At 38.8% G+C, this 23,731-nt stretch carries 25 protein-coding genes, 1 pseudogene and 1 riboswitch; of the genes and pseudogenes, 20 read left to right on the top strand and 6 right to left on the bottom strand.

The window, feature by feature from the left end; translation table 11 throughout:
• Positions 1-24: 24 nt before the first annotated feature.
• The gene (locus tag F7984_RS13570) at positions 25-1,560 is read left to right on the top strand and encodes a rhomboid family intramembrane serine protease (RefSeq protein ID WP_140462020.1); all 1,536 of its coding nucleotides are present in this window, start codon (positions 25-27) and stop codon (positions 1,558-1,560) included.
• Positions 1,561-1,570: 10 nt separating this feature from the next.
• Here the strand turns inward: F7984_RS13570 and F7984_RS13565 are convergent, their stop codons facing one another.
• Positions 1,571-2,446, bottom strand: coding sequence for a hypothetical protein (locus tag F7984_RS13565; RefSeq protein WP_066105093.1), 876 nt, complete (start codon positions 2,444-2,446; stop codon positions 1,571-1,573).
• Positions 2,447-2,669: 223 nt separating this feature from the next.
• Between F7984_RS13565 and F7984_RS13560 the strand changes: the two genes are divergently transcribed.
• The 5 genes and pseudogenes from F7984_RS13560 to F7984_RS13540 all read left to right on the top strand — a co-directional run bounded on the left by F7984_RS13560 (position 2,670) and on the right by F7984_RS13540 (position 7,577).
• On the top strand, positions 2,670-2,897 hold the full coding sequence (locus F7984_RS13560) for a YqgQ family protein (protein ID WP_066105666.1): 228 nt from the start codon (positions 2,670-2,672) through the stop codon (positions 2,895-2,897).
• Positions 2,898-2,903: 6 nt separating this feature from the next.
• The gene (locus F7984_RS13555; RefSeq protein ID WP_066105090.1) at positions 2,904-3,878 is read left to right on the top strand and encodes an ROK family glucokinase; all 975 of its coding nucleotides are present in this window, start codon (positions 2,904-2,906) and stop codon (positions 3,876-3,878) included.
• A gap of 185 nt (positions 3,879-4,063) precedes the next feature.
• The gene (locus tag F7984_RS13550; RefSeq protein WP_139892551.1) at positions 4,064-4,504 is read left to right on the top strand and encodes an NUDIX hydrolase; all 441 of its coding nucleotides are present in this window, start codon (positions 4,064-4,066) and stop codon (positions 4,502-4,504) included.
• A gap of 58 nt (positions 4,505-4,562) precedes the next feature.
• Positions 4,563-5,610 (top strand): annotated as a pseudogene (locus tag F7984_RS13545) (DUF2332 domain-containing protein).
• Positions 5,611-6,386: 776 nt separating this feature from the next.
• Positions 6,387-7,577, top strand: coding sequence for a M14 family metallopeptidase (locus F7984_RS13540; RefSeq protein WP_181162038.1), 1,191 nt, complete (start codon positions 6,387-6,389; stop codon positions 7,575-7,577).
• A gap of 80 nt (positions 7,578-7,657) precedes the next feature.
• Here F7984_RS13540 and F7984_RS13535 read toward each other — a convergent pair whose 3' ends face one another.
• Positions 7,658-7,831, bottom strand: coding sequence for a DUF2759 domain-containing protein (locus F7984_RS13535; RefSeq protein WP_066105081.1), 174 nt, complete (start codon positions 7,829-7,831; stop codon positions 7,658-7,660).
• Positions 7,832-8,051: 220 nt separating this feature from the next.
• On the opposite strand from F7984_RS13535, the gene F7984_RS13530 reads away from it, so the two are divergent.
• Both F7984_RS13530 and F7984_RS13525 read left to right on the top strand, forming a co-directional pair.
• Positions 8,052-8,684: an MBL fold metallo-hydrolase gene (locus tag F7984_RS13530; RefSeq protein ID WP_066105078.1), complete on the top strand. Its 633-nt coding sequence runs from the start codon at positions 8,052-8,054 to the stop codon at positions 8,682-8,684.
• Between the two features lie 164 nt (positions 8,685-8,848).
• Entirely contained in the window at positions 8,849-9,925 is a 1,077-nt protein-coding gene (locus F7984_RS13525; protein WP_180350005.1) for a class I SAM-dependent methyltransferase, read from the top strand.
• Between the two features lie 32 nt (positions 9,926-9,957).
• On the opposite strand, the gene F7984_RS13520 is transcribed toward F7984_RS13525, so the two are convergent.
• Positions 9,958-10,200, bottom strand: coding sequence for a DUF2626 domain-containing protein (locus tag F7984_RS13520; protein WP_066105073.1), 243 nt, complete (start codon positions 10,198-10,200; stop codon positions 9,958-9,960).
• 101 nt (positions 10,201-10,301) lie between these two features.
• Positions 10,302-11,009, bottom strand: coding sequence for a helix-turn-helix transcriptional regulator (locus F7984_RS13515; RefSeq protein ID WP_066105070.1), 708 nt, complete (start codon positions 11,007-11,009; stop codon positions 10,302-10,304).
• Between the two features lie 341 nt (positions 11,010-11,350).
• Here F7984_RS13515 and comGA point away from each other — a divergent pair, with 341 nt between their 5' ends.
• From comGA to F7984_RS13475, 9 genes are all read left to right on the top strand, one after another.
• On the top strand, positions 11,351-12,412 hold the full coding sequence (gene comGA, locus F7984_RS13510; protein WP_140462021.1) for a competence type IV pilus ATPase ComGA: 1,062 nt from the start codon (positions 11,351-11,353) through the stop codon (positions 12,410-12,412).
• Complete coding sequence (gene comGB / locus F7984_RS13505; RefSeq protein WP_180350004.1) at positions 12,402-13,442, top strand: competence type IV pilus assembly protein ComGB; 1,041 nt, start codon at positions 12,402-12,404, stop codon at positions 13,440-13,442. Before comGA ends, comGB begins: the two co-directional genes overlap by 11 nt.
• Before the next feature lie 13 nt (positions 13,443-13,455).
• Positions 13,456-13,764, top strand: a complete 309-nt coding sequence (gene comGC, locus F7984_RS13500) for a competence type IV pilus major pilin ComGC (protein ID WP_139892543.1) — start codon at positions 13,456-13,458, stop codon at positions 13,762-13,764.
• Between the two features lie 2 nt (positions 13,765-13,766).
• A complete protein-coding gene (gene comGD / locus F7984_RS13495; protein WP_066105059.1) occupies positions 13,767-14,210 on the top strand; it encodes a competence type IV pilus minor pilin ComGD in 444 nt (147 codons plus the stop codon).
• Between the two features lie 82 nt (positions 14,211-14,292).
• Complete coding sequence (locus F7984_RS19140) at positions 14,293-14,523, top strand: hypothetical protein (RefSeq protein ID WP_192796812.1); 231 nt, start codon at positions 14,293-14,295, stop codon at positions 14,521-14,523.
• Positions 14,501-14,947 carry a competence type IV pilus minor pilin ComGF gene (gene comGF, locus F7984_RS13490; protein ID WP_192796851.1) on the top strand — a complete coding sequence of 149 codons (447 nt, stop codon included), beginning with the start codon at positions 14,501-14,503 and terminating at the stop codon, positions 14,945-14,947. Before F7984_RS19140 ends, comGF begins: the two co-directional genes overlap by 23 nt.
• Positions 14,934-15,317 carry a competence type IV pilus minor pilin ComGG gene (comGG, locus tag F7984_RS13485; protein ID WP_181162039.1) on the top strand — a complete coding sequence of 128 codons (384 nt, stop codon included), beginning with the start codon at positions 14,934-14,936 and terminating at the stop codon, positions 15,315-15,317. The genes comGF and comGG overlap by 14 nt, the downstream gene beginning before the upstream one ends.
• Positions 15,318-15,334: 17 nt before the next feature.
• Positions 15,335-15,838 carry a shikimate kinase gene (locus tag F7984_RS13480; RefSeq protein ID WP_140462025.1) on the top strand — a complete coding sequence of 168 codons (504 nt, stop codon included), beginning with the start codon at positions 15,335-15,337 and terminating at the stop codon, positions 15,836-15,838.
• 62 nt (positions 15,839-15,900) lie between these two features.
• Positions 15,901-16,086: a YqzE family protein gene (locus tag F7984_RS13475; protein ID WP_225983607.1), complete on the top strand. Its 186-nt coding sequence runs from the start codon at positions 15,901-15,903 to the stop codon at positions 16,084-16,086.
• Positions 16,087-16,499: 413 nt separating this feature from the next.
• Here F7984_RS13475 and F7984_RS13470 read toward each other — a convergent pair whose 3' ends face one another.
• Complete coding sequence (locus F7984_RS13470) at positions 16,500-17,294, bottom strand: YqhG family protein (protein WP_140462026.1); 795 nt, start codon at positions 17,292-17,294, stop codon at positions 16,500-16,502.
• Positions 17,272-18,903 carry a DEAD/DEAH box helicase gene (locus F7984_RS13465; protein ID WP_066105663.1) on the bottom strand — a complete coding sequence of 544 codons (1,632 nt, stop codon included), beginning with the start codon at positions 18,901-18,903 and terminating at the stop codon, positions 17,272-17,274. Before F7984_RS13465 ends, F7984_RS13470 begins: the two co-directional genes overlap by 23 nt.
• A gap of 463 nt (positions 18,904-19,366) precedes the next feature.
• Positions 19,367-19,457: riboswitch (glycine riboswitch) on the top strand.
• Positions 19,458-19,728: 271 nt separating this feature from the next.
• Between F7984_RS13465 and gcvT the strand changes: the two genes are divergently transcribed.
• Genes gcvT through gcvPB form a run of 3 tightly spaced genes read left to right on the top strand, consistent with a single transcriptional unit; the run spans position 19,729 to position 23,640 of the window.
• The gene (gene gcvT, locus F7984_RS13460) at positions 19,729-20,847 is read left to right on the top strand and encodes a glycine cleavage system aminomethyltransferase GcvT (RefSeq protein WP_066105042.1); all 1,119 of its coding nucleotides are present in this window, start codon (positions 19,729-19,731) and stop codon (positions 20,845-20,847) included.
• Positions 20,844-22,190, top strand: a complete 1,347-nt coding sequence (gene gcvPA, locus F7984_RS13455; RefSeq protein WP_066105037.1) for an aminomethyl-transferring glycine dehydrogenase subunit GcvPA — start codon at positions 20,844-20,846, stop codon at positions 22,188-22,190. The genes gcvT and gcvPA overlap by 4 nt, the downstream gene beginning before the upstream one ends.
• Positions 22,183-23,640: an aminomethyl-transferring glycine dehydrogenase subunit GcvPB gene (gene gcvPB / locus F7984_RS13450; RefSeq protein WP_066105034.1), complete on the top strand. Its 1,458-nt coding sequence runs from the start codon at positions 22,183-22,185 to the stop codon at positions 23,638-23,640. Before gcvPA ends, gcvPB begins: the two co-directional genes overlap by 8 nt.
• Positions 23,641-23,731 lie beyond the last annotated feature (91 nt).

Genomic DNA, 23,731 nt, shown 5'->3' with positions numbered 1-23,731 from the left:
TAGGGAGAGAAAGTAGGGGAATCCGTGAGTTTTAAAGAAGAATATATCTATTGGTCCTTTATCAATCAATTGATTACGAAAAAAGGGTATCGATTTATATCTGCATCCACTGATCAGCAAGAAATATGGCTTGAAAATCAGTCGAGTCGGATAGATCCCCTAATCCGTATAAAAAGAGAAGATTTGGATTGGTCCAATAATATGAAGCGTGACCGAAATCTTGTACTGCAGAATGCAGAGAAGATTCGTAGGTTTCTTTCCAGGAAGGAACTAACTGTTAAAACCATTTATGTTAGTCAATATGCTCCGGTTGATGATTATTCGGATGTCCTTGGAAGATACTCAAACGAAAGTCGTGCAAAAATTACGATTGATACCATGATTTTTCAAACAGAGGCTATGGAAGAATCTTTGACGGAATTGGAAAGCTTTCTGGGGTTTCCGTTGGAAGTGGTCAACAGGGATTATGAGTTTATAGAAGAAAATGAAATTAACCATCTTAAAGAAGATGCTTTGGCTGCTTCTTACCAAAAGCAGAAACAAGATGAACAAATCTTTAGCCATGGCAAACCAATCTTTACATACTTGTTAATGGCCATCCAAGTTCTTGTGTTTATTTTACTCGAGATGCGTGGCGGAAGTACAAACACTGAAACCCTCATCCAATTTGGTGCAAAGTATAACCCATTGATTATGGAAGGGGAATGGTGGAGATTCTTCACACCCATCTTTCTTCATATTGGATTTACACACTTGATTCTGAACACCTTAAGTTTGTATTTTGTCGGAGTTATTGTTGAGCGTATTTATGGAAGCTTAAGATTTCTGGTTATTTACTTTTTTGCAGGCTTTATTGGTTCGGTAGCAAGTTTTATTTTGATGCCCAATCTATCAGCCGGTGCCAGTGGTGCGATATTTGGCTTACTCGGTGCCTTGCTATTGTTTGGTATACTCCACCCCAATCTCTTTTTCAGAACAATGGGATGGAATGTGATTGTAATTTTGGCCATCAACCTGGTTATTACATTCTCTGCAGATGCTATAGATAGTGCCGGCCATATCGGCGGTTTAATAGGTGGATTCCTCGCAGCAACGATTGTCAGATTGCCGAAAAATCCTAAGCTTGCCGTGCAAATGGGTGCGCTGCTCCTGACCGTTTTGTTAACAATAGGAGCTTTAGTATATGGGTATTCATCAAATGAATCTGACCATAAATATCATAATGATGTCACTCTTGCTCATGAATATGTGAATTCTAAGGAATATGCCAAAGCCTATGAGCTTATCGAAGGCTATCTAAAGGAAGAAGACGCTCCAGAAGCATATTTTTTAGCAGGATATATAAAGTATCATCAATATGATCTGAAAGCGGCTGAGACGTATTTTCTAAAAGCCATTGAACAGCAAGAAGTGTTTCCAGAAGCATATTATGATATTGGACTGCTCTACTGGCAACTGGGACAAATCGATAAAGCTAAAGATTATATCCAAATAGCAGTTTATCAGGAACCGAATAATGAAGATTATAAAACAACGCTGAATGAGCTTGATTCCGAATAGTTATCTTACTTTAAGGCAGCTGCTGATAATATTCATGTATATTGCCTGATTTATCCTGAATAAGAATAATTAGTTTGTTTGAGTCTTGTTTACGCAAAATCAAGGGGATGGTACTGTCTATCGGATTTATGACTGTACCATCCTGTTTTTTTATTCCTGAAACATAAATGGAATAAAAAGCTTCCCATAGCTTTTCCGTAATCTCCAGACGCTTTTGCTCTGAATATCCGGCTAATAATCTTTTTTCTTCAGTCGAAAACTGTGTCAGGGGAACTACGTGATACCTTGTAATATCAATCTTTTTGTTATCTGTATAGCGATTGAGCACTTTAGTCAGCCTGGAATTACTTACAGAAGACAGGGTAAAGGCCCATTCCTTTTGTTCCTCGGTTTCAGGAGAATGAAATGATTTGGTTGGTCCATAACGTGAAGCAATGACAAACAGATTACTATCAGTTAATTTAAATGAGCTGGTAATCTTGTCGTTTTCCGTATGAATCTCAGCATAATGAATGGTAACCACTTGAAATAAAGAAGATTCATGAGCTTTTACGGTTGTCTTTTGGGATATTCGATCTGTATTCTGCTCCCATTTCTTTGTAAACTCTTTTAAACGACCGTTTTGAAAAAGAAGTGAGAAATCCTGTCTGAGATAACTTGTTTGATTTAAAATAGATTCAGTCGATAACGCAACATCGTACTGTTCTGTATCTTTTTCCTGCTTAGGCATGACAAGGGAAGAGGTTGTTTTAATAAACGCAGCCTTTTGATTAAGTGGAAAATATTTAATAACAGCTATATCCCTTTGTATATAAAGCTGTTTCCACCACATAAAGGTAAATATGAGTACTAAACCGACTATTAGGTAACCAATATATTTTTTCAAAAGGATTCTCTCCTCACTTTAGATTATTGCCTTATGTATATATTCTTAAATGGATGTCAAATGATAAATAGACGGATGCTTTGTCCTAAGCAATATATGTGTAACTCTAAATACATATGCTTTGTTTATAAATGTCACAATTGACGGAATACAGAAAGAAAGTATCTTGAGGAGAACAACTAAATTCAGATATACTAAAGAAGCAGGAAGGAATGTGACAAAAATGAAATCCGTATATGAAATTCAACAATATTTAAAGAGGTTTGGAACCATCATATACATGGGTGATCGATTAGCTGATCTAGAGATGATGGCAGGAGAATTAAGAGAGCTATTTCACTCTCAATTGATTGAAATCAGAGATTATCAAACGGCAATTTTAATCTTGAAACAAGAAATAGAGTATGAGAAGGAAAAGCAACAGCTAAAACAAAAACAATCGAAAAGGTGAATCAATATGCTGGGGAAACAAGATTGGTTACTGGGAATTGATATTGGCGGTACAACGATTAAGCTTGCTTTTATAGATAAAGAAGGGACCATTGTACATAAATGGGAAATCATAACGAGAACGGAAGAAAATGGTCTGCATATTGTTTCTGACATCGGCAAATCTGTCAGGGCAAAATTGGAAGAATGGCAGGATGGTAATTTAGTAGGTGTCGGAATGGGTGCTCCTGGTCCAGTTAATTTTGAGAACGGTTCAATCTATGTGGCCGTGAATATCGGTTGGAGAGATTTTCCTTTAAAGGAGTTGCTGGAAAAAGAATTAGGAATTCCTGCAGTGGTTGATAACGATGCGAATGTAGCATCCTTCGGTGAGTTTTGGAAGGGAGCAGGAAAAGGTACAAATGATTTAGTCTGTATCACTCTCGGAACTGGTGTGGGTGGCGGTGTAATCACTAATAAGCATTTGGTGCATGGAATTAGTGGGGCAGCTGGTGAGCTCGGTCACATAACGGTTCAGCCAGAGGGTGGAGCTCCTTGTAACTGTGGGAAAACAGGCTGTGTTGAAACGATCGCCTCAGCTACCGGTATCGTAAGGCTGGCGTTAGAGAAGATTAAAGAGAAACCAGATTCGGACCTCTCGATTGTTTTTAACGAAAATGGGTTGATCACTTCTAAAGACGTAGTTGATTGTGCTATAGGCGGAGACCAGGCAAGTCAGGATGTCCTTGATGAGGTAGCTAAATACCTTGGACTTGCAGCTGCCAATGTGGGCAATATGATTAACCCCGACATCATCGTAATCGGTGGTGGTGTTTCAAAAGCTGGGGACATTATTTTAAAACCAATTGAGAAATACTTTAAGCAATTTGCCTTTCCGCGGGTTGCGGAATCAACTGAAATCAAAGTTGCATCTCTTGGTAATGATGCGGGTGTTATAGGCGCAGCGGGCTTAATCATGCAGCAACTAGGACAAGAGATTTAAGAGTCCACGTGCTGAGGTAAACGTTAATTACTTAGTAGAATTTAATTAATTTTGGAAGCATTTCAATGTATTTTGTTGAAGTGCTTTTTTATTTGCAAAAGTTTTTATAAAGGAAAATAAAAACCATATGTCGAAATTAATTTGATGAGTATAACATGAAAATCCGATGATAGAGGGTTTGGGGGATGAGGGTGCCGAAGCATATTGTATCTGCAGCAACGGTTGTATTAAACGATGCTGGGGAAATTTTGTTGATTAGGGGTCCGCACCGGGGGTGGGAAATGCCTGGAGGACAAGTCGAGGAAGGCGAGTCACTCAAAGATGCTGCGATAAGAGAAACAAAAGAGGAATCGGGGATTGATATCGTAGTAACTAAATTTTGTGGTGTTTTTCAAAATATAGACCATTCTATTTGTAACACCTTATTCTTGGGTAAGGCGATTGGAGGTACTCCCACTACCAGCCCTGAAAGTTTAGAGGTAGGTTTTTATCCCATAGCAGAGGCATTGGAAATGGTAACCTGGAATAATTTTAGACAAAGAATCGAGTATTGTCTGGACGAAAGCATTCAGCCGTTTTATGTAGAATTTAATGGTAAGTATCGTGAGGGAGCTATAGGTGAATGAAGCCAATCAAAATCAAACAGCGGGTGTCATTTATTTAGTTTTAAAAGGGGGTTTCCATTTGTTTAATAGTGTTCTGTCTCAAACCTTTATAAATTTTGCTGAAAGAGAATGTATAGGCTCCAGCAGGCTATACGAGCACTTATCTATAAAAATTTCTGGAGATGAAGCGCTTTTAGAGATATGTATGAATGCGAGGGAGGGTCAGCCAGTACCAAATCTCTTATTCGGTGCTGTCCACTATCTTCTGTTAAAGGGTAAAGAACATTCACTGAAAGAGTATTATCCTAGTTTGGTTGAGTATCCGAAAGCATATATGGAATCTTATGGACCTTTTAGGGATTTTTGCTTTACTTATCGAGAAGAGATTGAATTTATTCTTAGATCGAGACGGGTTCAAACCAATGAAGTGCGAAGATGTGCATACCTGTACCCCGCCTTTTGTACTGTTCATGAGATAGCAAAGAAACCCTTGGCACTTATTGAAATTGGAACAAGTGCAGGATTACAGCTTCTTTGGGATCACTATTCATATACATATGGGCAAGAAAGTACCTATGGAAATTCAGAATCTAAACTTACAATTTCAGCAGAAATAAAAGGAGAAAATGTACCAAACCTTCCCTTCATGCCGCCGCCAGTTTCAATTAGGATTGGCTTGGATTTACATACGGTTGATTTAAATGTTGAGGACGAAAAATTGTGGCTTAAATCCTTAATATGGCCCGAGCATGCGGAGCGGCTGTCTATGTTTGAAAAAGCTGCAGCCTATGTGAAGGGGAGTTCCTTAAGATTGATAAATGGTGATGGCGCTGATCTATTACCTGACTGTATACAGGATATCCCAGAGAATCATGCTGTTTGTATTTTTCATACACATGTTGCTAACCAAATGCCAATGGATGTGAAAAAGCATCTGTTGGAAACCATCAAGGATATTGGGAAGATGAGAGGAGGTATTTCATATTTATAATAATATTCAAGATAGATATTTGCATCTGGATTATTATTTGGATGGCATTCTGAACAAAAATACGATTGCAGAAACCGACGGGCACGGCAGATGGTTTAAATGGTTATGGGAGAGTGAGCGGACAATTAGTCAGTAGGAAATGAAATTCGCCCTTTTGAATTTGTTTTCTTTGACGGGATATTTTTAACTAAATCAATTAATTAGGTATTAATCCAATACGGGTTAATGCCTTTTTTTTTTCGTTGACCCAACTGTTTTTCATTCGGTTTGAATTGGATAGTTGAGTGAGGATGTAGGAGGTACTTGTCAAAGGACAGAGATAGCCGCACCAAACCATATGCCGGGGTAGTAAAGGTGCCTGAAAGGTGGGTGAAGTATGTAGGAAAGCAGCTATGCCCCACCTATGAAGTACCTATGCTCCAGCTATACCGGGGTAAAAGTGCCTGAAAGGTGGTTGAAGTGTGTAGGAAAGCAGCTATGCCCCACCTATGAAACACCTATGCTCCAGCTATACCGGGGTAAAGGTGCCTGAAAGGTGGTTGAAGTGTGTAGGAAAGCAGCTATGCCCACCTATGAAACACCTATGCTCCAGCTATACCGGGGTAAAGGTGCCTGAAAGGTGGTTGAAGTGTGTAGGAAAGCAGCTATGCCCCACCTATGAAACACCTATGCTCCAGCTATACCGGGGTAAAAGTGCCTGAAAGGTGGGTGAAGTGTGTAGGAAAGCAGCTATGCCCCACCTATGAAACACCTATGCCCCATCTACACCCTGCCTTTCCCCAGCCCATACCCCGCTAAATGGCATACTAAAAAGGCTTATACAGTTAAAGGCAACTATAATCAAGCTGTTTTTTACGAATCTATACATAATATCTGTTAGCTTCTGTATTTTTTGATCGGAGTATTCATAAAATGAGTAGAAAAGGATGTGATTCTATGGAAGTCATCATAAAGAAGCCTGACTTATTATCGAGATTGGCCGTTTTGTATTCTATACCGTTCGCACTTTTACGGGAATGTAATTTACATATTAGTAATAATGAGCTATCTGTTGGCGATATGGTTCATATACCTGGATATTGGACAAGGGAGGAAAGGTTATCGTCCTTGGATATCACACACCCTGTAGAACGTGAAAGAATTCAGGTAGCTAATTCAATGGAGAGTATGGAAGAGAATCCGAAGCAATCTGTTAGATTGCCTGTGAAAATTCAACATAGTATTGTGGATCAGACTTGTCCATACTCATCAAGTAAATGCATGAATGACATGGAAATACTTACAACCATCTATCCTTTCCTGCAGATGAAATCTATCGGGAAATCTGAACTTGGCCAGGATATTTGGGAACTGCGAATTGGTATTGGTCCGAAAAAAGTCCATATGAATGCCTCGATGCATGCGAATGAATGGATTACTAGCTTGGTTTTAATGAAGTGGCTGAATGATTATTTACTGGCATTAACAACGGGGACAAATTTAGGAGAATGTTCAGCATTGGAGCTATTCCTGGAGTGTGATTTGTCACTTGTTATGATGGTGAATCCTGATGGTGTAGATTTAGTAGTAAATGGTCCATCTGAAAAAATGAAAAAAGATTTAATTAGGATGAATGATGGAAGAAAAGAATTTTTAGGCTGGAAAGCGAATATTAGAGGAGTTGACTTAAATAATCAATTTCCGGCAAACTGGGAGATTGAGAAAAAGAGAAAACGGCCGAAAAAACCAGCAGCAAGAGATTTTCCTGGAATCGAGCCATTAACAGAAAGTGAAGTGAAATCACTGGTTGCACTTGTGCTGAAGGAAGGGTTCGATCGTGTAGTTTCTCTGCACACCCAGGGAGAAGAATTTTACTGGGGATATGAGAAAAAAGAGCCGGAAATCACCTCTGTTATGGCTATGGAATTTACCGCAAGATCTGGCTACAAGGCCGTTCGCTATATTGATAGCCATGCAGGCTTTAAGGATTGGTTTATTGATCAGTTCAAGAAGCCTGGATTTACATTAGAGCTGGGTAAAGGAATCAATCCACTTCCTTTATCACAATTTGAACAAATTTATCGGGATACAAAACCAATTTTAAATGCTTGTCTTTATTTATAGAAGACAGGAGCTGGTGAACGAAAAAGAGGAATCCTGTTTAAAGGATTCCTCTTTTTCAGATGTATGACGTATACAATTAATTAATGTACAGCAGGATAGCCATCTCTAATGAAGGTCATGATGGCGAACCAGCCAAATACAACGGCAGTACCCAAAGCGAATACTAGACCAAGGAAATTTTTGTTTTTAAAGGCGCTGATTAATGCGAAAATAGCCAAAATGGCAACTAAACCAAAAATAATTACCAATCCCATTTCATTTACCTCCCCTGGAATTATTAAGTAATAAAACCCAATAAATCATTAAATTGTAAAATAAATGCATTCAATAGTATTTTAATTCTTTTCAGATTATTTGTCGAGATATTATAGGCAATTTGGAAGGAATAGGAACAATACAGTATAAGACTCTTTATACAAAACCATCACTTGTGTAAAATAAAAGAAACTAAACTGAGACTTCAGGAGGAAAGACATGAAAAAAACATGGAAAAGAGTTCCTTTAGGACCTTTGCAAACAAATTGTTATTTATATGCCAAGCAGGACGGTGAATGTTTAATCATCGACCCGGGCGAGGAAGCAGAAAAGCTGATTCAAATCATTCGTGAAAAGAAATGGAAACCAATTGCAGTTCTTTTAACTCACGCTCATTTTGATCATATAGGGGCAGTGGACAGGGTACGGGAAGTCTTTAGTATCCCGGTTTATGTGCACAAAAAAGAAACAGAATGGTTAACAAACCCAGCTTTGAACGGTTCGCGATTTTTCCAACTTGGTGAGATTAAGGCTGCTCCCGCAGAAAATGTGATTTCAGAGGAAGGTATTCTAAAAATCGGGGATTTCACCTTTAATGTACTGTTTACACCTGGACATTCACCAGGAAGTGTTTCTTATTATGATAAGGACGAGGCGATTGTATTTTCAGGAGATGCATTATTTCATATGAGTATAGGCCGGACCGATTTACCTGGTGGAAATCATCAACAGCTAATGGATAGTCTTCATAAAAAATTATTAACTCTTCCAAAAGATACGCTTTGTTTATCTGGACATGGGCCGGAAACCATCATTGAAGATGAGATGAATCATAATCCATTTTTAAGGTAAGAGGTGTACTAATTGTAGACCCTCCTTAACAATTAGATAAGGAGGGTCAGGGGGTATTTCCTATAAAATGGGAGGGGCCATTTTAATCTATACCATAAATTTACAATAGGGATAATGTGATGTCAACGCCTATTGTGGAAATATTTATAAAATTAGGTGGATTTATGAAAGACATAATCATTCGGTCCATTGAGGAAACAGAAGATTTATTTTTACCGTATGACAAATATATAGAGTTGGCATTGTATCATCCTGAATATGGCTATTACCAACGGAGAAAAGATAAAATTGGAAGTAGCGGTGATTTCTATACTTCGGTGAGTATGTCCCCTGTCTTTGGTGAATTTATAGGTAAATGGGCAGGAAGGAAGCTAATTGAATCTGACCTGCCTCCCGCTATATGTGAGCTTGGCGGCGGCACCGGGAAGATGGCATGTGATTTTTTGAGAGGATTGGAACTGTACAACCCAGAGCTGGCATCTAATGCAATTTATTATATTGTTGAATCCAGTTCCTATCATCGAGAATTGATTTTAGATACGGCGGCAAAGGATGATAGAATTCGTTTGTTAGATTCTATCAAGGATATGCCACTAATAGAAGGTTTCATTTTTTCAAATGAATTTTTTGATGCTTTTCCAGTTCATGTTTTGATTAAAGATAAGAATCAGTGGAAAGAAGCGGGCGTCACAGTAAAGAATGGAGAGCTATTTGAAACGACCAGAGATCTCAATAATCAGATGATTTTAGCCGTTATAGAGAAGTTGAATATCCCGGAGTTTATTTATCGTATAGAGGTGCCATGCCCAATGATGGTTGCCTACGAGCAAATTGTCGATAAAATGAAGAGTGGATATCTCATGACGATAGATTATGGAATGGATGCGGAGGATTTGTATATACCTGCCCGTAAAAATGGTACCTTAAGAGGATTTAAGGACCATCAATTAATCGGCTCAATTCTCGAAAATCCAGGAGAAACAGATATAACGAGTACCGTCAATTTTTCATTGCTTAAATGTGAAGGGAAGAGAAGAGGGCTTGATCTAGAGTACTGGGGAGGACAACAGTCATTTTTATTAGAGGAAGGGATATTGGATGAGCTGGTTCCACATGCGGATGCAGATCCTTTTTCTCCTGTCGCCAGGCGCAACAGACAAATCAAACAGTTAGTTCTGGGAGACTGGATTAGTGATAGTTTCAGTGTTTTAGTTCAATCTAAGAATATAAAAAAACCTTGATTGCTCCAGCTCAATCAAGGTTTTACTGTAAATTAATGTCCCGCTCCAGGAGTCATCATGAACGTTGTCCAATAGGTGAACCCTGCAAAGAAAACTGTTAAATAAGCACCGAAAACATATAAGTACATTCTTTCAGACAATTTTAAATAGCTTAAAATAACAAAGAAACCAGTTTGACCGAAAAAGATGAGTGATGTAGTATGCATACCGCCAACAAAGAACATGACTGCCATAATTCCAGTCCAGAAACCACATACTCTGAACATTCTGTCCATTCCTTAACCTCCCTTATCCCCTTATAATTCCATCACTACTATTATAAGGATATTGTTAAAGAATGTAAACTATCTTAAAATAGGATGACTGAATTGTGTGATTAATTTCCGGCAAGCATCTTGTATGTGCAAGCTTGGCAACCTGCATGATCAAACATATTTTCCTCTTCTATTAATTCGATTGAATCAAAAAGGACGCTGAACATACCGCGTAAAAACTCATAATGCATTCCGCATACGGCTTCTTTTTGCTCAAAGGCAATTTCTTTAAAAGGACAGTTGTGTATTCTAAAGAAAATGGTTGAATGATCCTCAGCTGTTATGAATTCCGGATAGAATCCAGCAGTAGTCGATGCATCTTTTATGATAGAGAGTTTGTGGTCGAAAGACAGGCTGTCCTGACTTTCTCCAATTCCTTTCATATGCTGTTCAGCCAAATCTTTCCCAAATAATCTTCCGGTATTGAATAACGCTTCCTTACCTGCTTCTCCCAGTGAGAACATTGTCTGAAGGGCTATTTTTGCAAGCAGTTGGTAATCGCGGTAAGGGAAGTTTAATTGTATGACATCATCTGATAATCTATATAATCTGCTTGGTCTTCCACCTTTTCCTGTTTTCTTAGTTTCAGAAACAAGCATATTTACATCTTCGAGCTTTGTTAAATGTAAACGCGCAACATTGGGGTGAATCTCAAATATATCCGCAATTTCCTGTACCGTCACCTCGCTGTGCCTTTTAGCTATATGCTGATAAATATAGTATCTGGTCGGATCTGATAATACATTGGTAATTTTTAATGTTTGGTCCATTGTGGTCCACCTCGCGCTCCTTAATAGTTCCATTATAATACAGTCAATCAAGCATTGATATGCTGTTCTTGGCTATTCTGACTCTTTGGAAACATATGTTGTAATTTAGCCACATTTTGATAAATCAATATTTAACATGTATATATTACTATCTTAATTTTAAAATTAATCTGTAAATATGTTAACAGAATAAAAGGGATGAAATATTTCATGATTATGAAAAATTACCCAAATTAACGACGAATTGTGACAGATTTTGAAACTTTCGTTATGCCAGCAGGGATTGAAAAATTAATGTCTAATAACATAAGAGAGTAACATATAAGGAGGTGAAACGAGAATTGCTCACCATCGATAAGTTAGCTGAAAAAGTTGTAACAGAAGCAGTAAAATTCAAAGCCTCAGATATCCACATTGTTCCCCAACGCAAGAAAACCCATCTTTACTATCGGATTCACAATCGCTTATTTTCAGAAGGCAGTTACCAAAGAGACAGGGCCCAACGACTCATCTCTCATTTTAAATTTATGGCCGGCATGGATATAGGAGAAAAAAGACGTCCTCAGTCAGGGGCCTTAACGATGTTTGTTTCAAATAAATGGATTGGTCTCCGATTATCCACCTTGCCTACCCCATACTCTGAATCTCTCGTCATTCGTATTATTCCAAGTTTACAAACTCTCCCAATCGAAGAAATCTCCTTATTTCCAAAAATGTCAACTACGTTAATTTCCATGCTTAAACATTCCCATGGATTAATGATCATCTGTGGACCGACTGGAAGTGGTAAAACTACAACTTTATATTCCATGCTCCATCATGCCAAAAATACCGTTAACCGAAATATTATTACACTGGAAGATCCTGTTGAACATCAGTCCGATGATGCCATTCAAGTCCAGATTAATGAAAAAGCCGGTATCAGTTATTCAGTAGGCTTGAAAGCTGCCCTGCGCCACGATCCCGATATTATCATGATTGGAGAAATCAGGGATGCTGAAACGGCCAGAATAGCGGTGCGCGCCGCTTTAACAGGCCACTTAATCTTAACTACGATGCATGCCAGTGATGTATTGGGTGCAGTTAGAAGGCTTTTGGAATTTGGGATAGACAAGGAGGAGGCAAAGCAAACTCTTTTAGGTGTAACCTCCCAAAGATTATTGGAATTGCACTGTCCTTTTTGTAAGGGTGAATGCTCACCGTACTGCCTTATGGAAAAGAGCAGAGGGCGGGTAAGTGTGCATGAAATGATTTATGGCAATGAATTGGCGAAGGTTTGGGCAGAGATGGAGGGAGATGATGTGAACTTTCATTATCCGGAATTATCTTCTCTCATCAGCAAGGCTGTTGCCTATGGATTTGTGAATCAAAAAGAGTATGAGAGGTGGGTGCATGAGGAGTAATCTAAAGTCCCGATGGTCTTGCAGGGATCAGGCGAGATTTCTTCAGGAATTGGGCGATTTATTGGAGAATGGCTTTACTCTTTATGAGGGTATTGAATTTTCTCTTATTCATGGAAAAAAGAAGTATCGAGAAGAAATTAAGGATGCATTGGAACTATTGAAAGATGGCCATACTTTTAGGGACTTTTTAGAATGGCTCGATTTTGAACAAGAGCTCGTTGGTTTAGTATCCTACGGTGAAAAACACGGACAGCTATCCAAATCCTTGCAGAATGGAGGCGAAATATGGCTTAAGAAAAGTGAGGATCGCGCAAAACTAAAAAATTTATTGTATTACCCAGTCTTCCTACTTGTTTTTACATTTACCTTGCTGCAAGTATTTACAAATTATTTGTTGCCAAAATTCTCAAGTATGTATCAGGGCGCAGGGCAGGAATCAAACATATTCTTAAAGTTATCCGTTTTACTGGCAACCCTCGTTAACAATCTTCCATTTTTTATCATTGTGCTCCTAACCATGCATTTGTTTATATACCACTATTATTTAAAAAAACTATCCAAAATAAAACAGGAATTACTGATGAATAAAATTCCGTTCCTGCGTTCTTTTAGAAAGCTTTCCACAACGTATTATTTTTCTATGCAGCTGGGCTCATTATTAAAGGGTGGTATTTCAATTATTGATGCGTTAACGATTATGAGTCAGCAGGATCCAAAAAGTTTAGTTAAGGAAATAACCCATCACATGATTAAAAGTCTTCAGGAGGGAGATTCATTAGAAAGCATTAGTGGGAATCTCACAATTTTTATGAATGATTTTGAGCGAGTAATCAGCCATGGGCAAAAAAATAGTTTATTAGGAGAAGAACTTCTTTACTACAGCAGATATCTGTTAAATGAGATGGAGATGCAGACTGAAAAATATATAAAGGTGGTTCAACCATTAATGTTTGGCCTTGTTGCCATTTTAGTGATCCTTCTGTATTTGGCAATATTAATGCCAATGATTTCATTGATGAATACGATATAGGAAGGTGTTTTTGATGAAATACAAAAATGAACAAGGTTTTACCTTGATTGAGATGTTGATTGTCATGCTGGTTATATCAGTTCTATTGATTATTACAGTACCCAATGTAATGAAAAACCAGGAAGCAGTTAATAGTAAGGGATGCGAGGCATTCGTAAAGATGGTTGAGGGACAGGTACAAGCCTATAAATTAAAGGAAGGTACGCTTCCGACGATGGAGAAGCTTATCTCTTCTGGTTTTTTAAAAGAGGATGTTAAATGTCCGGAAGGAAAAACCGCGGTGATTTCGGATGATGGGACTGTAACTCTTCAGGGACAATAAAAATGGAAAAGAACGAAGAAGGGTTTACGTTAGTAGAGGTGTTGATTGTACTTGGATGTCTGACGTTAATGCTGACTATAGCAAGTGCGGTTACAAGTAAAATGTTTGAAACATATGAACAGCAAGCATTTTTAAATCAACTGGAGAAGGATATTTACTATGCTCAGGTCTATGCAATGGAAAATAACACGTATGTCTTACTAAGATTTGTAACTGACCAAAATGAATATTCAGCTTACTCATACAAAACAAACAGTCATATTATTTCGACTCAGAAGGCCGAATCAATCAAGTTTAAAAAAGTTGGCAATGTGCCAATTACCTATATTCCAGCAGGAAATATCCAAAATCCAACAACAATCTATTTAACCGATAAAAATGGTAAAACGATATACAAGCTTGTCTTTCAATTAGGGAGGGGGAGATTTTATATATCAAAAGTATAAAGAGCATGGATATGCTATCTTGGACCTGCTGATTTCGTTTGGAATACTTATCTTATGCTGCTGTTTATTGCTTCCGGCATATATGGAAAGCATTACGCTAAAGAATGACTTAAGAATGGAGGAAGCCGCTCTTAATAGATTGTTTGAAAATTTAAATGAATATCAGATAAACGGCCGTCCACTGTTTACTGGACAAGCAGAGATTGAGGGGAAAGCCTATACTTTTTATCTTGAAGGGAACGTTTATTATGCAGAGTATAGCAACTCAAAGGATAAATTACAGAAAGTGTATGAAAAGCTGCCTGAAAGATGATGGCTTTACTTTGGTAGAGATATTATTTGCTCTTGGTTTATTTTCGTTATTAAGTGTCTTTATGACGAGTGCACTTGCCAGTATAACAGACTGGCATGTCAGGGATACGAACACAAATACAAGGATGGAATGGAATATCTTTATACGTCAATTGGAACGAGAATTTCAAAAGACAAAAGACTTTGGAGTACCTAAAAGCAATGTCCTTTTACTTGATAAAAGTGGAGAAGAAATAACATATGAAGTCTATAACAATATGGTAAGAAGGCGAGTGGATGGCGCTGGGCATGAAATGGTCCTTCAAGATATTAAGAGCTTTCATGTTAAAAAAGAAGGAGAGTCACTGCTAATATCTGTGACTCTTATAAATGGTGATAAGTATGAAAAACGATTGTTCAAAAGATATAAATTTGAACCTTCTTAAAAATGAACGTGGGATATTTATGCCTGTTGCTTTATTGTTTTTTTCGGTTATTTTTATCATTTGTATGTATTCGATAGGAAATATGGCTCAGGAAGTGAATTATCATAAGTATCAAACCGAATGGTTAATTACCACCTATCTGGGTGATACGGGTACACATGCTGCAATCTTAATGCTTGATGATGATAGTGTTCCTGAGACAAAAGGGGAATGGATTTATTATAATGGAAGAATAGCCTATCATATAAAACCGCTTGAGAGAGGGTTCTATGAGATCTCACTGGATATTCAGACGGATCATAAGGTGAGACGGGAGACGATTACGTACTCAACTGAAGCAAAGAAAGTAGTGAAATGGATAGATAGTTAGGAGTTAGGGGGAACGAGATGAAAGCCATTTATTTAATTGGATTTATGGGAGCTGGGAAAACGACTGTGGGTAGGGCTCTCGCCGAAAAAATGCAGTGTCCCTTTTATGATAGTGATCAGACGGTGGTTGAACGTACAGGAAGGTCGATTCCACAGCTCTTTGATGAAGTAGGTGAAGATGGATTCAGGGACCTAGAACAGCAGGCATTGCAATCATTGCCTATCGAAAATTGTATCATCGCGACAGGCGGGGGTATCATTCTTAGGGAAGACAACCGGAAATATATGAAGGGAAAGGGAACCGTTATTTGGCTCCATGCCAATCCGACAGAAATCATAAAAAGGCTTGAGACTGACTCATCACGCCCTTTATTGTCTGGAAATAAAGAGGAACAAATAGTGCAGCTTTATCAAAAGAGGGTTGACCTATATAAGCTAGCTGCTGATTTACAGATTCATACGGACAGAAAAACAAAAATGGAGATTACAGAAGAGATATTAATGAAAATCACCATAAACTAGCCATCTTATTTAGAAATTAATGAATAACATCCATGATAAATGGAGATACTTCTGATGGGTGAATGTCGATGAAAACAAATGACTATATAAAATTTTTAACAATTCAGTGGTTAGTGTATATGAAGCAGCCAAAGGAAGTACGTAAAGAGCAACGCCGTAATCATAGAGATGATCGGCCGCCATTAATGAACCATTGGTTCGGAATCATTCCTTTATCGATTGAAATGCTCTTTAAACGTAAGGCGTAATAAATAGTGTTTGTTTAAAAAGCAGTGGATTTTTTGCTGAATCCACTGTTTTTTGTATATTCATTTTATCCTCATCTAAGATTACGTCATATTCATGCCATTCAAACAAAAAGAAAGCCACACAAGTAATGTATGGCTTAACCCATTATTAATTAATTGACTATTATATATAGGCGATTACTCCCATTGTTTTTTCCATTCATCTATTTGTTTCTGATAATCCTCCTGAATGTCCTTTAATTCTTCTTCTTTTTTGTTCTTGAGCTGTTCAATACCATCTTGTCGTATTTTATGCATTTCAGAAGCTTTACCTAGTAATTCCTTTTGGACAGAATCACTTATTAGTTTTTTATATTGATACTCTACTTGTTTTGGTTATACGGATATTCAGCCTGTAACTTTAGAGATCCTCTTTAGATAGCCTGACCGCTAAGATAAAAAAGGCCGCCATTTATGAAGCTGACACGGATTCTGGGTTCATATTGCATTCGTAATGCTTCTTTTTCAAGGTCATACATGTGAGTTTCCTCTTCTTTTTTATCCTCATAAAAATGGTTCAGTAAACTCAAATCTTTATTCCAGCGCACGAGAGCCTCATCAGCCCACCCATGGTCATCCTGATTAATTTTATTTTGGATATAAGTTTTGATACGATGCAATCCGCTTTGATACCGAATAATTGGTGTAAGGGTAAATGTATAATCAGATATTTTAGGTGTAAGCGACAGTTTATCAGCTGAATCAATGAAATTTTCAACGAAAAGACCGTTAATCAGGTTCAATCCTATTGAAAAGAATAAATCCTTTTTTCGGTCGCATTCATAGGAGATATTAACATTTACACCTAACCAAGGAAATAAAGGCATCTGACCACTAGTCACTTTAATCTCCTCAAATAAGCGGATATGCTTCGATAGTCTTTGGGCAGCTGCGAATATTTGGTGCAGGCGAGGGGATCCGAAATGTATGAATTCCCCTTTTAAATCAGGAGGAGCTGCCTCTTTGTCGAGGATAAACGTTAAGCTCATCGGATTAGGCACTCCGCCAACTTTCTCGAGATAATGCCAATAAAAAGGTCGGTTCATCAGTTCTTTATCCATATCAATTGTCAACTGCACAGTTAGATGACCTGGCCCTTGATTGATGATTTCGCATTGATTGGCTGTGAAAAATTGAACGAGAAACTCAAGAATTTCCTGTTGCTGCATGTGAAGGCATCTCCTTTTTTAGATCTTGAGCAAGCTGTATTAAAGACGTGAGATTATCCATTTTAACCTTCATCTCACCCTCTGTTTTTGATTTATTGAGGATGTCAGTTAAATGCTCTTCAAGATTCTTAACCTCCAGCCTCGTTAGAATATCATCAAGTTCCCCAACGACACGTTCAAATAATTGAATTTTTTCGTAGAGAATTTTCATAATATGATCCTCAATGGTATTCCTGGTCGCAAAATTATAGATTCGGACATCTTCTGTTTGTCCAAGTCTGTGAATTCGGCCGATTCTTTGTTCCAGTCGCATCGGATTCCAAGGTAAATCAAAGTTTATAATATGATGGCAAAACTGCAGGTTAATTCCTTCTCCACCTGCTTCTGTAGCAATTAAGACTTGTGCTTGTTTTTCGAACAGTTCTTTCATCCAGTCCTTCTTACTACGTTTAAATCCGCCGCGGAATGGAACAGAAGTGATTCCATTTTGCTTAAGAAACCACTGCAAATATAATTGCGTGGCTCGATACTCGGTAAAAATGATAACCTTATCTTTTATAGAATGAATCAATTCAAGCGCTTTTTTCGCTTTTGAATTGCAATCAACCAGTTCGACCAGGTTGATAAGGTTATGTATGGCTTCCTTAAAGCTTAGTCCGGCATCCGGGTTTCGATCGAGCATATTTTTTAACGTAAAGTAGACGGCTTCCCTGCTGCTGCATGCCTCACGCTGAAGGATTAACGAAGAAAATGTACTCCCGATACCCTCCGGTAATTCTTTCCTAAATGAAGAAACCCCATCATATAGAGCCTGTTCCTTTTCGGTGAAATCTATAAAAATGGTTTCAACCTTTCTCTTAGTCCATTCAATGCCGGTATCCTGACGTTTATTTCGAATCATCACCATATTAACCAATTCTTTCAAATAAGCATCATCCTTTAATGAACGTTTCTTAGCAGAAAAGCGTTCATTAAATTTGGCATAACTTCCCAAATGCCCTGGCTTAAGCAATGATACAAGATAAAAAATTTCTTCTAGCTTGTTTTGAATAGGGGTTGCCGTTAACAGTAGACAGAACTTTCTCTGGACTTTTTGTACAAACTCATAGTTTTTGGTTTTATTGTTTTTTAACTTGTGAGCTTCATCTATGATGACAATGTCATAGGTTTGTTCGAGTATGGCAGAACGATGAGGCTCTCGTTTAGCAGTATCTATGGAAGTGATTATACATTCAGAATCCCACCCATACCCCTTTCTGTATATGACAGCTGGTATGTGAAACTTCTGATTAAGCTCCTGTGCCCATTGAGATACGAGAGAGGCTGGGACTAGTATTAGTATTTTGCTTGCCAGGCCCCGAATCATATATTCCTTTAAGATCAGACCGGCCTCTATTGTTTTACCAAGACCTACTTCATCAGCTAATATGGCTTTACCATTCATTCTTTCGATGACTTCGGTAGCAGCTTCGAGCTGATGGGTTAAAGGTGTAAATCCTGATAAATGCTTTGGTGCAAGGAGGCCGTTGAAATCTGGAATCAGATTATGCTTTTCGGCCTCCAATCCGAGTTTAAAAAGGGAGTAGCTGCACCAGGGGCCATCCTCCATAATCTTTTCCTCAAGCTCCTTTTCCCAATCTTCATCAAAATAGACCTTTGGTGTTAAACTCAATGTGAATCCCAACTTTCTTTATTTAAGCTAGTTAGATAAATGCTTGATTGTAATTTAACTAAATTCAATAGAATTCTCTTACCTTATATAGGTATAGGTGGTGTCATTAATTTCTAAACAATAGTAGGAGTTTAATCTCCGGCTAAAATCTGATTAAATGCTTTATGCGGATGGCAGAAAATTATAAGGAATTTATTAAGTGACGCCTAAACAATTTTTTTGCCCCAATAAAGCTGAGGTGTTACTGATATTTTTTTAGTTTCCAATCATTCATCGAGATAACGTAAATGTTGCCACCTGATAATTGTTGATGGTAGGATATAAATGTAAGACTATTTAGAAAACGGCTTATCTCTTGCTTTTTGTTTAGTATGACCAATTTACATAATTATATGAGCGAATGAAGGCAAGGGGAGAGACCGTATTTGCGGCACCGAAGGAGCAAATGGTGAATCCATGAATCTCTCAGGTACAGAGACTCTTGCTGGACGCATCTCTGGAGAGCGCTTCCTTTATTGTGAAGCCACCCAAGAGGAAACGCCGAAGTACGTTACCCGGCGGTAAACTTTCAGGTATCAGGACAGAGCCCCCCTAATAAGGGAGGTTTCTGTCCTTTTTTTCGTGGATCGCTGAAGGATATATCGCTTCGGTCAAATGTGGAAAAGCGGCGTTTTACTTAATAAGTTAACAAGCAATCGTTTAAATGGCATAACAAGCAAGAGTATCCGTATAAAACGAATCGAATTTTTTAGGAGGGTAAGGATGGGAGAATTAAAGCAGACTCCGCTGATCAGTGTGTACAGGGAGTATGGAGGAAAAACAATTGATTTTGGCGGCTGGGAACTGCCTGTCCAATTTTCAGGCATTAAACAGGAGCATGAATCAGTGCGTACAAAAGCAGGCCTCTTTGATGTATCACATATGGGCGAATTCATGATTAAGGGTGCTGGGTCTTTACCATTTTTGCAGCTGATGATGACCAACGATGTCAGTAAGCTGAAAACGGGCCGGGCACAGTATACTGCTATGTGCTATGAGAATGGCGGAACGGTTGATGACCTGATTATTTATAAAAAAGGTGAAGATGATTATTTGTTAGTTGTGAACGCATCTAATATTGATAAAGATTTTGAGTGGTTAAAAAAGCATGCGAGCGAAGATGTAGAACTAAAAAATATATCGGAACAAATAGGGCAATTGGCATTACAGGGACCGCTTGCAGCTGATATATTACAGAACCTTGCAGAGGAAGTAGATCTCAATACCATTGGTTTCTTTGCTTTTCGTGAAGATGTCATGATAAATGGCATTAGTGTACTTGTTTCAAGAACTGGCTACACCGGTGAAGATGGATTTGAATTGTACTGTAAGAGCGAAGATACAGTGAAGCTTTGGAAAGATCTTTTAGAATTCGGTAAGGATAAGGGATTGGTTCCATGTGGACTTGGGGCAAGAGATACGCTTCGGTTTGAAGCAAAACTTCCTTTATATGGCCAAGAGTTATCTCCAGAGATTACACCTATCGAAGCGGGGATTGGGTTCGCTGTAAAAACCGATAAAGAACATTTTATTGGTAAGGAAGTTTTAAAGGAACAGAAGGAAAATAGCGCCCCTAGAAAGCTTGTCGGAATCGAAATGATTGACCGCGGTATTCCGAGACATGGGTACCCGGTTTTCGTTAAGGATGAAAACATCGGGGAAGTGACCACTGGAACACAATCCCCAACCTTAAAGAAAAACGTAGGCCTTGTCCTGATTAATGTAGAATTCGCTAACCTTGATGAGGTAGTCGAGGTTGAGATACGGGGAAAAAGATTAAAGGCGAAAATTGTTAGTACTCCATTTTATAAACGCACTCAGGCAGGAGGAGTAAAAAAATGAAGCATCGTTATTTACCAATGACAGAGCAGGATACTGAACAGATGTTAACAGCGATTGGTGTAGAATCAATCGATGACTTATTTTCTGATATACCTGAAAAAGTAAGGTTTAAGGGTGAATACAAGCTAAAAAAAGCAAAGTCTGAATCAGCACTTCTGAAAGAATTAACTGAGCTGGCCGAGAAAAATGCCAATCTCAGGACCCATAGTTCTTTTCTTGGAGCGGGAGTATATGACCATTACATGCCAGTCATCGTTGATCACGTTATCTCAAGATCAGAGTTTTATACCGCTTATACACCGTATCAACCGGAGATTTCCCAGGGAGAATTGCAGGCTATTTTTGAATTTCAAACGATGATTTGTGAACTGACCGGAATGGATGTGGCGAACTCCTCCATGTATGATGGGGGAACTGCTCTGGCCGAGGCAGCCATGCTCTCAGCAGGACATACACGTCGTAAGAAACTGCTTGTTTCAGAGACAGTGCACCCGGAATCACGGGCTGTTTTATCCACTTATGCAAAAGGCCAATATCTTGAGCTTGAAGTTGTCCCCTGTAAAAATGGAGTGACGGATACAGAACAATTGGCGGGTATGATGACTGATGAGGTAGCTGGTTTTATTACTCAATATCCAAACTTCTTTGGCCGAATCGAAAACTTAGCTGAAATTGAACAAATTGTTCATGAACATAAAGGAATGTTAATTGTTTCAAGTAACCCACTTTCACTTGGTGTCTTGAAACCGCCGGGTGATTTTGGTGCAGATATTGTCATAGGGGATGCACAGCCGTTCGGAATCCCGGCTGCATTTGGCGGACCTCATTGCGGATATTTTGCAGTTACTTCTAAGCTGATAAGAAAAGTACCTGGACGTTTGGTTGGCCAAACGGTTGATGAGGATGGGAAGCGTGGGTTTGTATTAACCTTGCAGGCGAGGGAACAGCATATTCGTCGCGATAAAGCGACCTCGAATATTTGCTCTAACCAAGCATTAAATGCTCTCGCAGCCTCTGTGGCAATGACTGCGTTAGGTAAGAAAGGCGTGCAGGAGATGGCGCTTCAAAATCTCCAAAAAGCGCATTATGCAAAGGAGCAATTAAAAGCAAATGGACTTGAAATTGCCTTTGAAGGACCTTCTTTCAATGAGTTTGTTGTTAAGTTAAATGGTTCTGTAGCTGCAGCTAATAAAATGCTCCTACAAAAAGGCATAATTGGTGGTTATGATTTAGCTTGTGATTATCCTGCCTTAACCAATCATATGCTTGTGGCAGTGACGGAGCTGCGTACAAAAGAAGAGATTGATAGATTTGCACAGGAATTGGGGGATTTCCATGAATAAACAGGATCAGCCATTAATATTTGAACAAACCAAGCCGGGCCGTATCGGCTATTCGTTGCCGGAAATGGATGTTCCGGAGTCAGCATTAACTGAGCTTTTGCCTGAGGAGTTCATTCGCACAGAGGAACCAAAGCTGCCTGAAGTATCCGAGTTGGATATCATGCGTCATTACACGGCACTTTCGAGAAGAAATCATGGCGTCGATTCCGGTTTCTATCCGCTCGGTTCCTGTACCATGAAATATAATCCGAAAATTAATGAGAATGTTGCCCGTCTAAATGGATTTGCACATGTTCATCCTCTGCAGGATGCAGAAGCTGTACAGGGTTCTTTAGAGTTAATGTATGATTTGCAGCAAAGTCTAAAGGAAATCACAGGTATGGACGAAGTCACTTTGCAACCGGCTGCGGGAGCGCATGGAGAGTGGACGGGATTAATGATGATTCGTGCCTATCATGAGGCGAATGGTGATTTTGACCGCGTAAAAGTAATTGTTCCTGATTCTGCGCATGGTACGAATCCTGCCTCAGCCACAGTTGCGGGATTGCAAACTGTTACCGTGAAGTCAGGTCCGGATGGTTTAGTAGATCTGGAAGATTTGAAGAGTGTTGTAGGGAAAGATACAGCAGCCTTAATGCTTACAAATCCGAATACACTGGGGCTTTTTGAAGAACAGATCATCGAGATGGCCGAAATTATTCATGATGCCGGTGGAAAACTATACTATGACGGTGCCAATCTGAATGCTGTACTATCCAAGGCTCGCCCGGGTGATATGGGATTTGACGTTGTTCATCTTAACTTGCATAAGACATTTACTGGACCACATGGCGGCGGTGGGCCAGGTTCAGGGCCGGTTGGGGTTAAGAAGGAGTTAATTCCGTTCTTACCAAAACCGCTTATTGTAAAAGAAGAGAATGGCTATCAGCTTGATTACAATCGTCCGCAATCAATTGGCAGAGTAAAGCCGTACTATGGAAATTTTGGAATCAATGTCCGTGCCTATACGTATATTCGGTCTATGGGACCAGACGGATTGAAGGCAGTAACGGAGTATGCTGTCTTAAATGCAAACTATATGATGAGAAGATTGGCAGAGTACTATGATCTCCCATATGATAAGCACTGTAAGCATGAGTTTGTTATCAGCGGAAAACGTCAGAAGAAACTTGGTGTTCGGGCTCTTGATATTGCCAAGAGATTGTTAGACTTTGGCTATCATCCACCAACCATTTATTTCCCTTTGAATGTGGAAGAATGCATGATGATTGAGCCAACAGAAACAGAATCAAAAGAAACACTGGATGGCTTTATTGATGCTATGATTCAAATTGCCAGGGAAGCAGAGGAGAATCCGGAAATTGTACAGGAAGCACCACATACAACGGTAATCAGCCGTTTGGATGAGGCACTGGCTGCTCGTAAGCCTGTATTGAGATATCAAAATTAATAAGAATAAATTTTAAGCAGCTATCATGACCAGATAGCTGCTTTTTTAGAAGAATGAAGTGGTTCAGGATAGGGAGGGAAATACGATCGAA

Origin of the sequence: Pradoshia sp. D12 (assembly GCF_008935075.1) — a bacterium.
Classification (GTDB): domain Bacteria; phylum Bacillota; class Bacilli; order Bacillales; family Pradoshiaceae; genus Pradoshia.
This window is presented reverse-complemented; position numbering and strand designations above follow the sequence as displayed.

Excerpts from the sequence above, each read along its gene's own strand:
- F7984_RS13530 (WP_066105078.1), top strand. The coding sequence starts at position 8,052 with ATGAAAAAAACATGGAAAAGAGTTCCTTTAGGACCTTTGCAAACAAAT.
- comGF (WP_192796851.1), top strand. The coding sequence starts at position 14,501 with ATGAAAAGCTGCCTGAAAGATGATGGCTTTACTTTGGTAGAGATATTA.
- F7984_RS13540 (WP_181162038.1), top strand. The coding sequence starts at position 6,387 with ATGAGTAGAAAAGGATGTGATTCTATGGAAGTCATCATAAAGAAGCCT.
- F7984_RS13525 (WP_180350005.1), top strand. The coding sequence starts at position 8,849 with ATGAAAGACATAATCATTCGGTCCATTGAGGAAACAGAAGATTTATTT.
- gcvPB (WP_066105034.1), top strand. The coding sequence starts at position 22,183 with ATGAATAAACAGGATCAGCCATTAATATTTGAACAAACCAAGCCGGGC.
- F7984_RS19140 (WP_192796812.1), top strand. The coding sequence starts at position 14,293 with ATGGAAAGCATTACGCTAAAGAATGACTTAAGAATGGAGGAAGCCGCT.
- comGC (WP_139892543.1), top strand. The coding sequence starts at position 13,456 with ATGAAATACAAAAATGAACAAGGTTTTACCTTGATTGAGATGTTGATT.
- F7984_RS13470 (WP_140462026.1), bottom strand. The coding sequence starts at position 17,294 with ATGCAGCAACAGGAAATTCTTGAGTTTCTCGTTCAATTTTTCACAGCC.
- F7984_RS13465 (WP_066105663.1), bottom strand. The coding sequence starts at position 18,903 with ATGGAGGATGGCCCCTGGTGCAGCTACTCCCTTTTTAAACTCGGATTG.
- comGD (WP_066105059.1), top strand. The coding sequence starts at position 13,767 with ATGGAAAAGAACGAAGAAGGGTTTACGTTAGTAGAGGTGTTGATTGTA.
- F7984_RS13560 (WP_066105666.1), top strand. The coding sequence starts at position 2,670 with ATGAAATCCGTATATGAAATTCAACAATATTTAAAGAGGTTTGGAACC.
- F7984_RS13515 (WP_066105070.1), bottom strand. The coding sequence starts at position 11,009 with ATGGACCAAACATTAAAAATTACCAATGTATTATCAGATCCGACCAGA.
- F7984_RS13555 (WP_066105090.1), top strand. The coding sequence starts at position 2,904 with ATGCTGGGGAAACAAGATTGGTTACTGGGAATTGATATTGGCGGTACA.
- F7984_RS13520 (WP_066105073.1), bottom strand. The coding sequence starts at position 10,200 with ATGGACAGAATGTTCAGAGTATGTGGTTTCTGGACTGGAATTATGGCA.
- F7984_RS13480 (WP_140462025.1), top strand. The coding sequence starts at position 15,335 with ATGAAAGCCATTTATTTAATTGGATTTATGGGAGCTGGGAAAACGACT.
- gcvPA (WP_066105037.1), top strand. The coding sequence starts at position 20,844 with ATGAAGCATCGTTATTTACCAATGACAGAGCAGGATACTGAACAGATG.
- comGB (WP_180350004.1), top strand. The coding sequence starts at position 12,402 with ATGAGGAGTAATCTAAAGTCCCGATGGTCTTGCAGGGATCAGGCGAGA.
- F7984_RS13475 (WP_225983607.1), top strand. The coding sequence starts at position 15,901 with ATGTCGATGAAAACAAATGACTATATAAAATTTTTAACAATTCAGTGG.
- F7984_RS13550 (WP_139892551.1), top strand. The coding sequence starts at position 4,064 with ATGAGGGTGCCGAAGCATATTGTATCTGCAGCAACGGTTGTATTAAAC.
- F7984_RS13535 (WP_066105081.1), bottom strand. The coding sequence starts at position 7,831 with ATGGGATTGGTAATTATTTTTGGTTTAGTTGCCATTTTGGCTATTTTC.
- gcvT (WP_066105042.1), top strand. The coding sequence starts at position 19,729 with ATGGGAGAATTAAAGCAGACTCCGCTGATCAGTGTGTACAGGGAGTAT.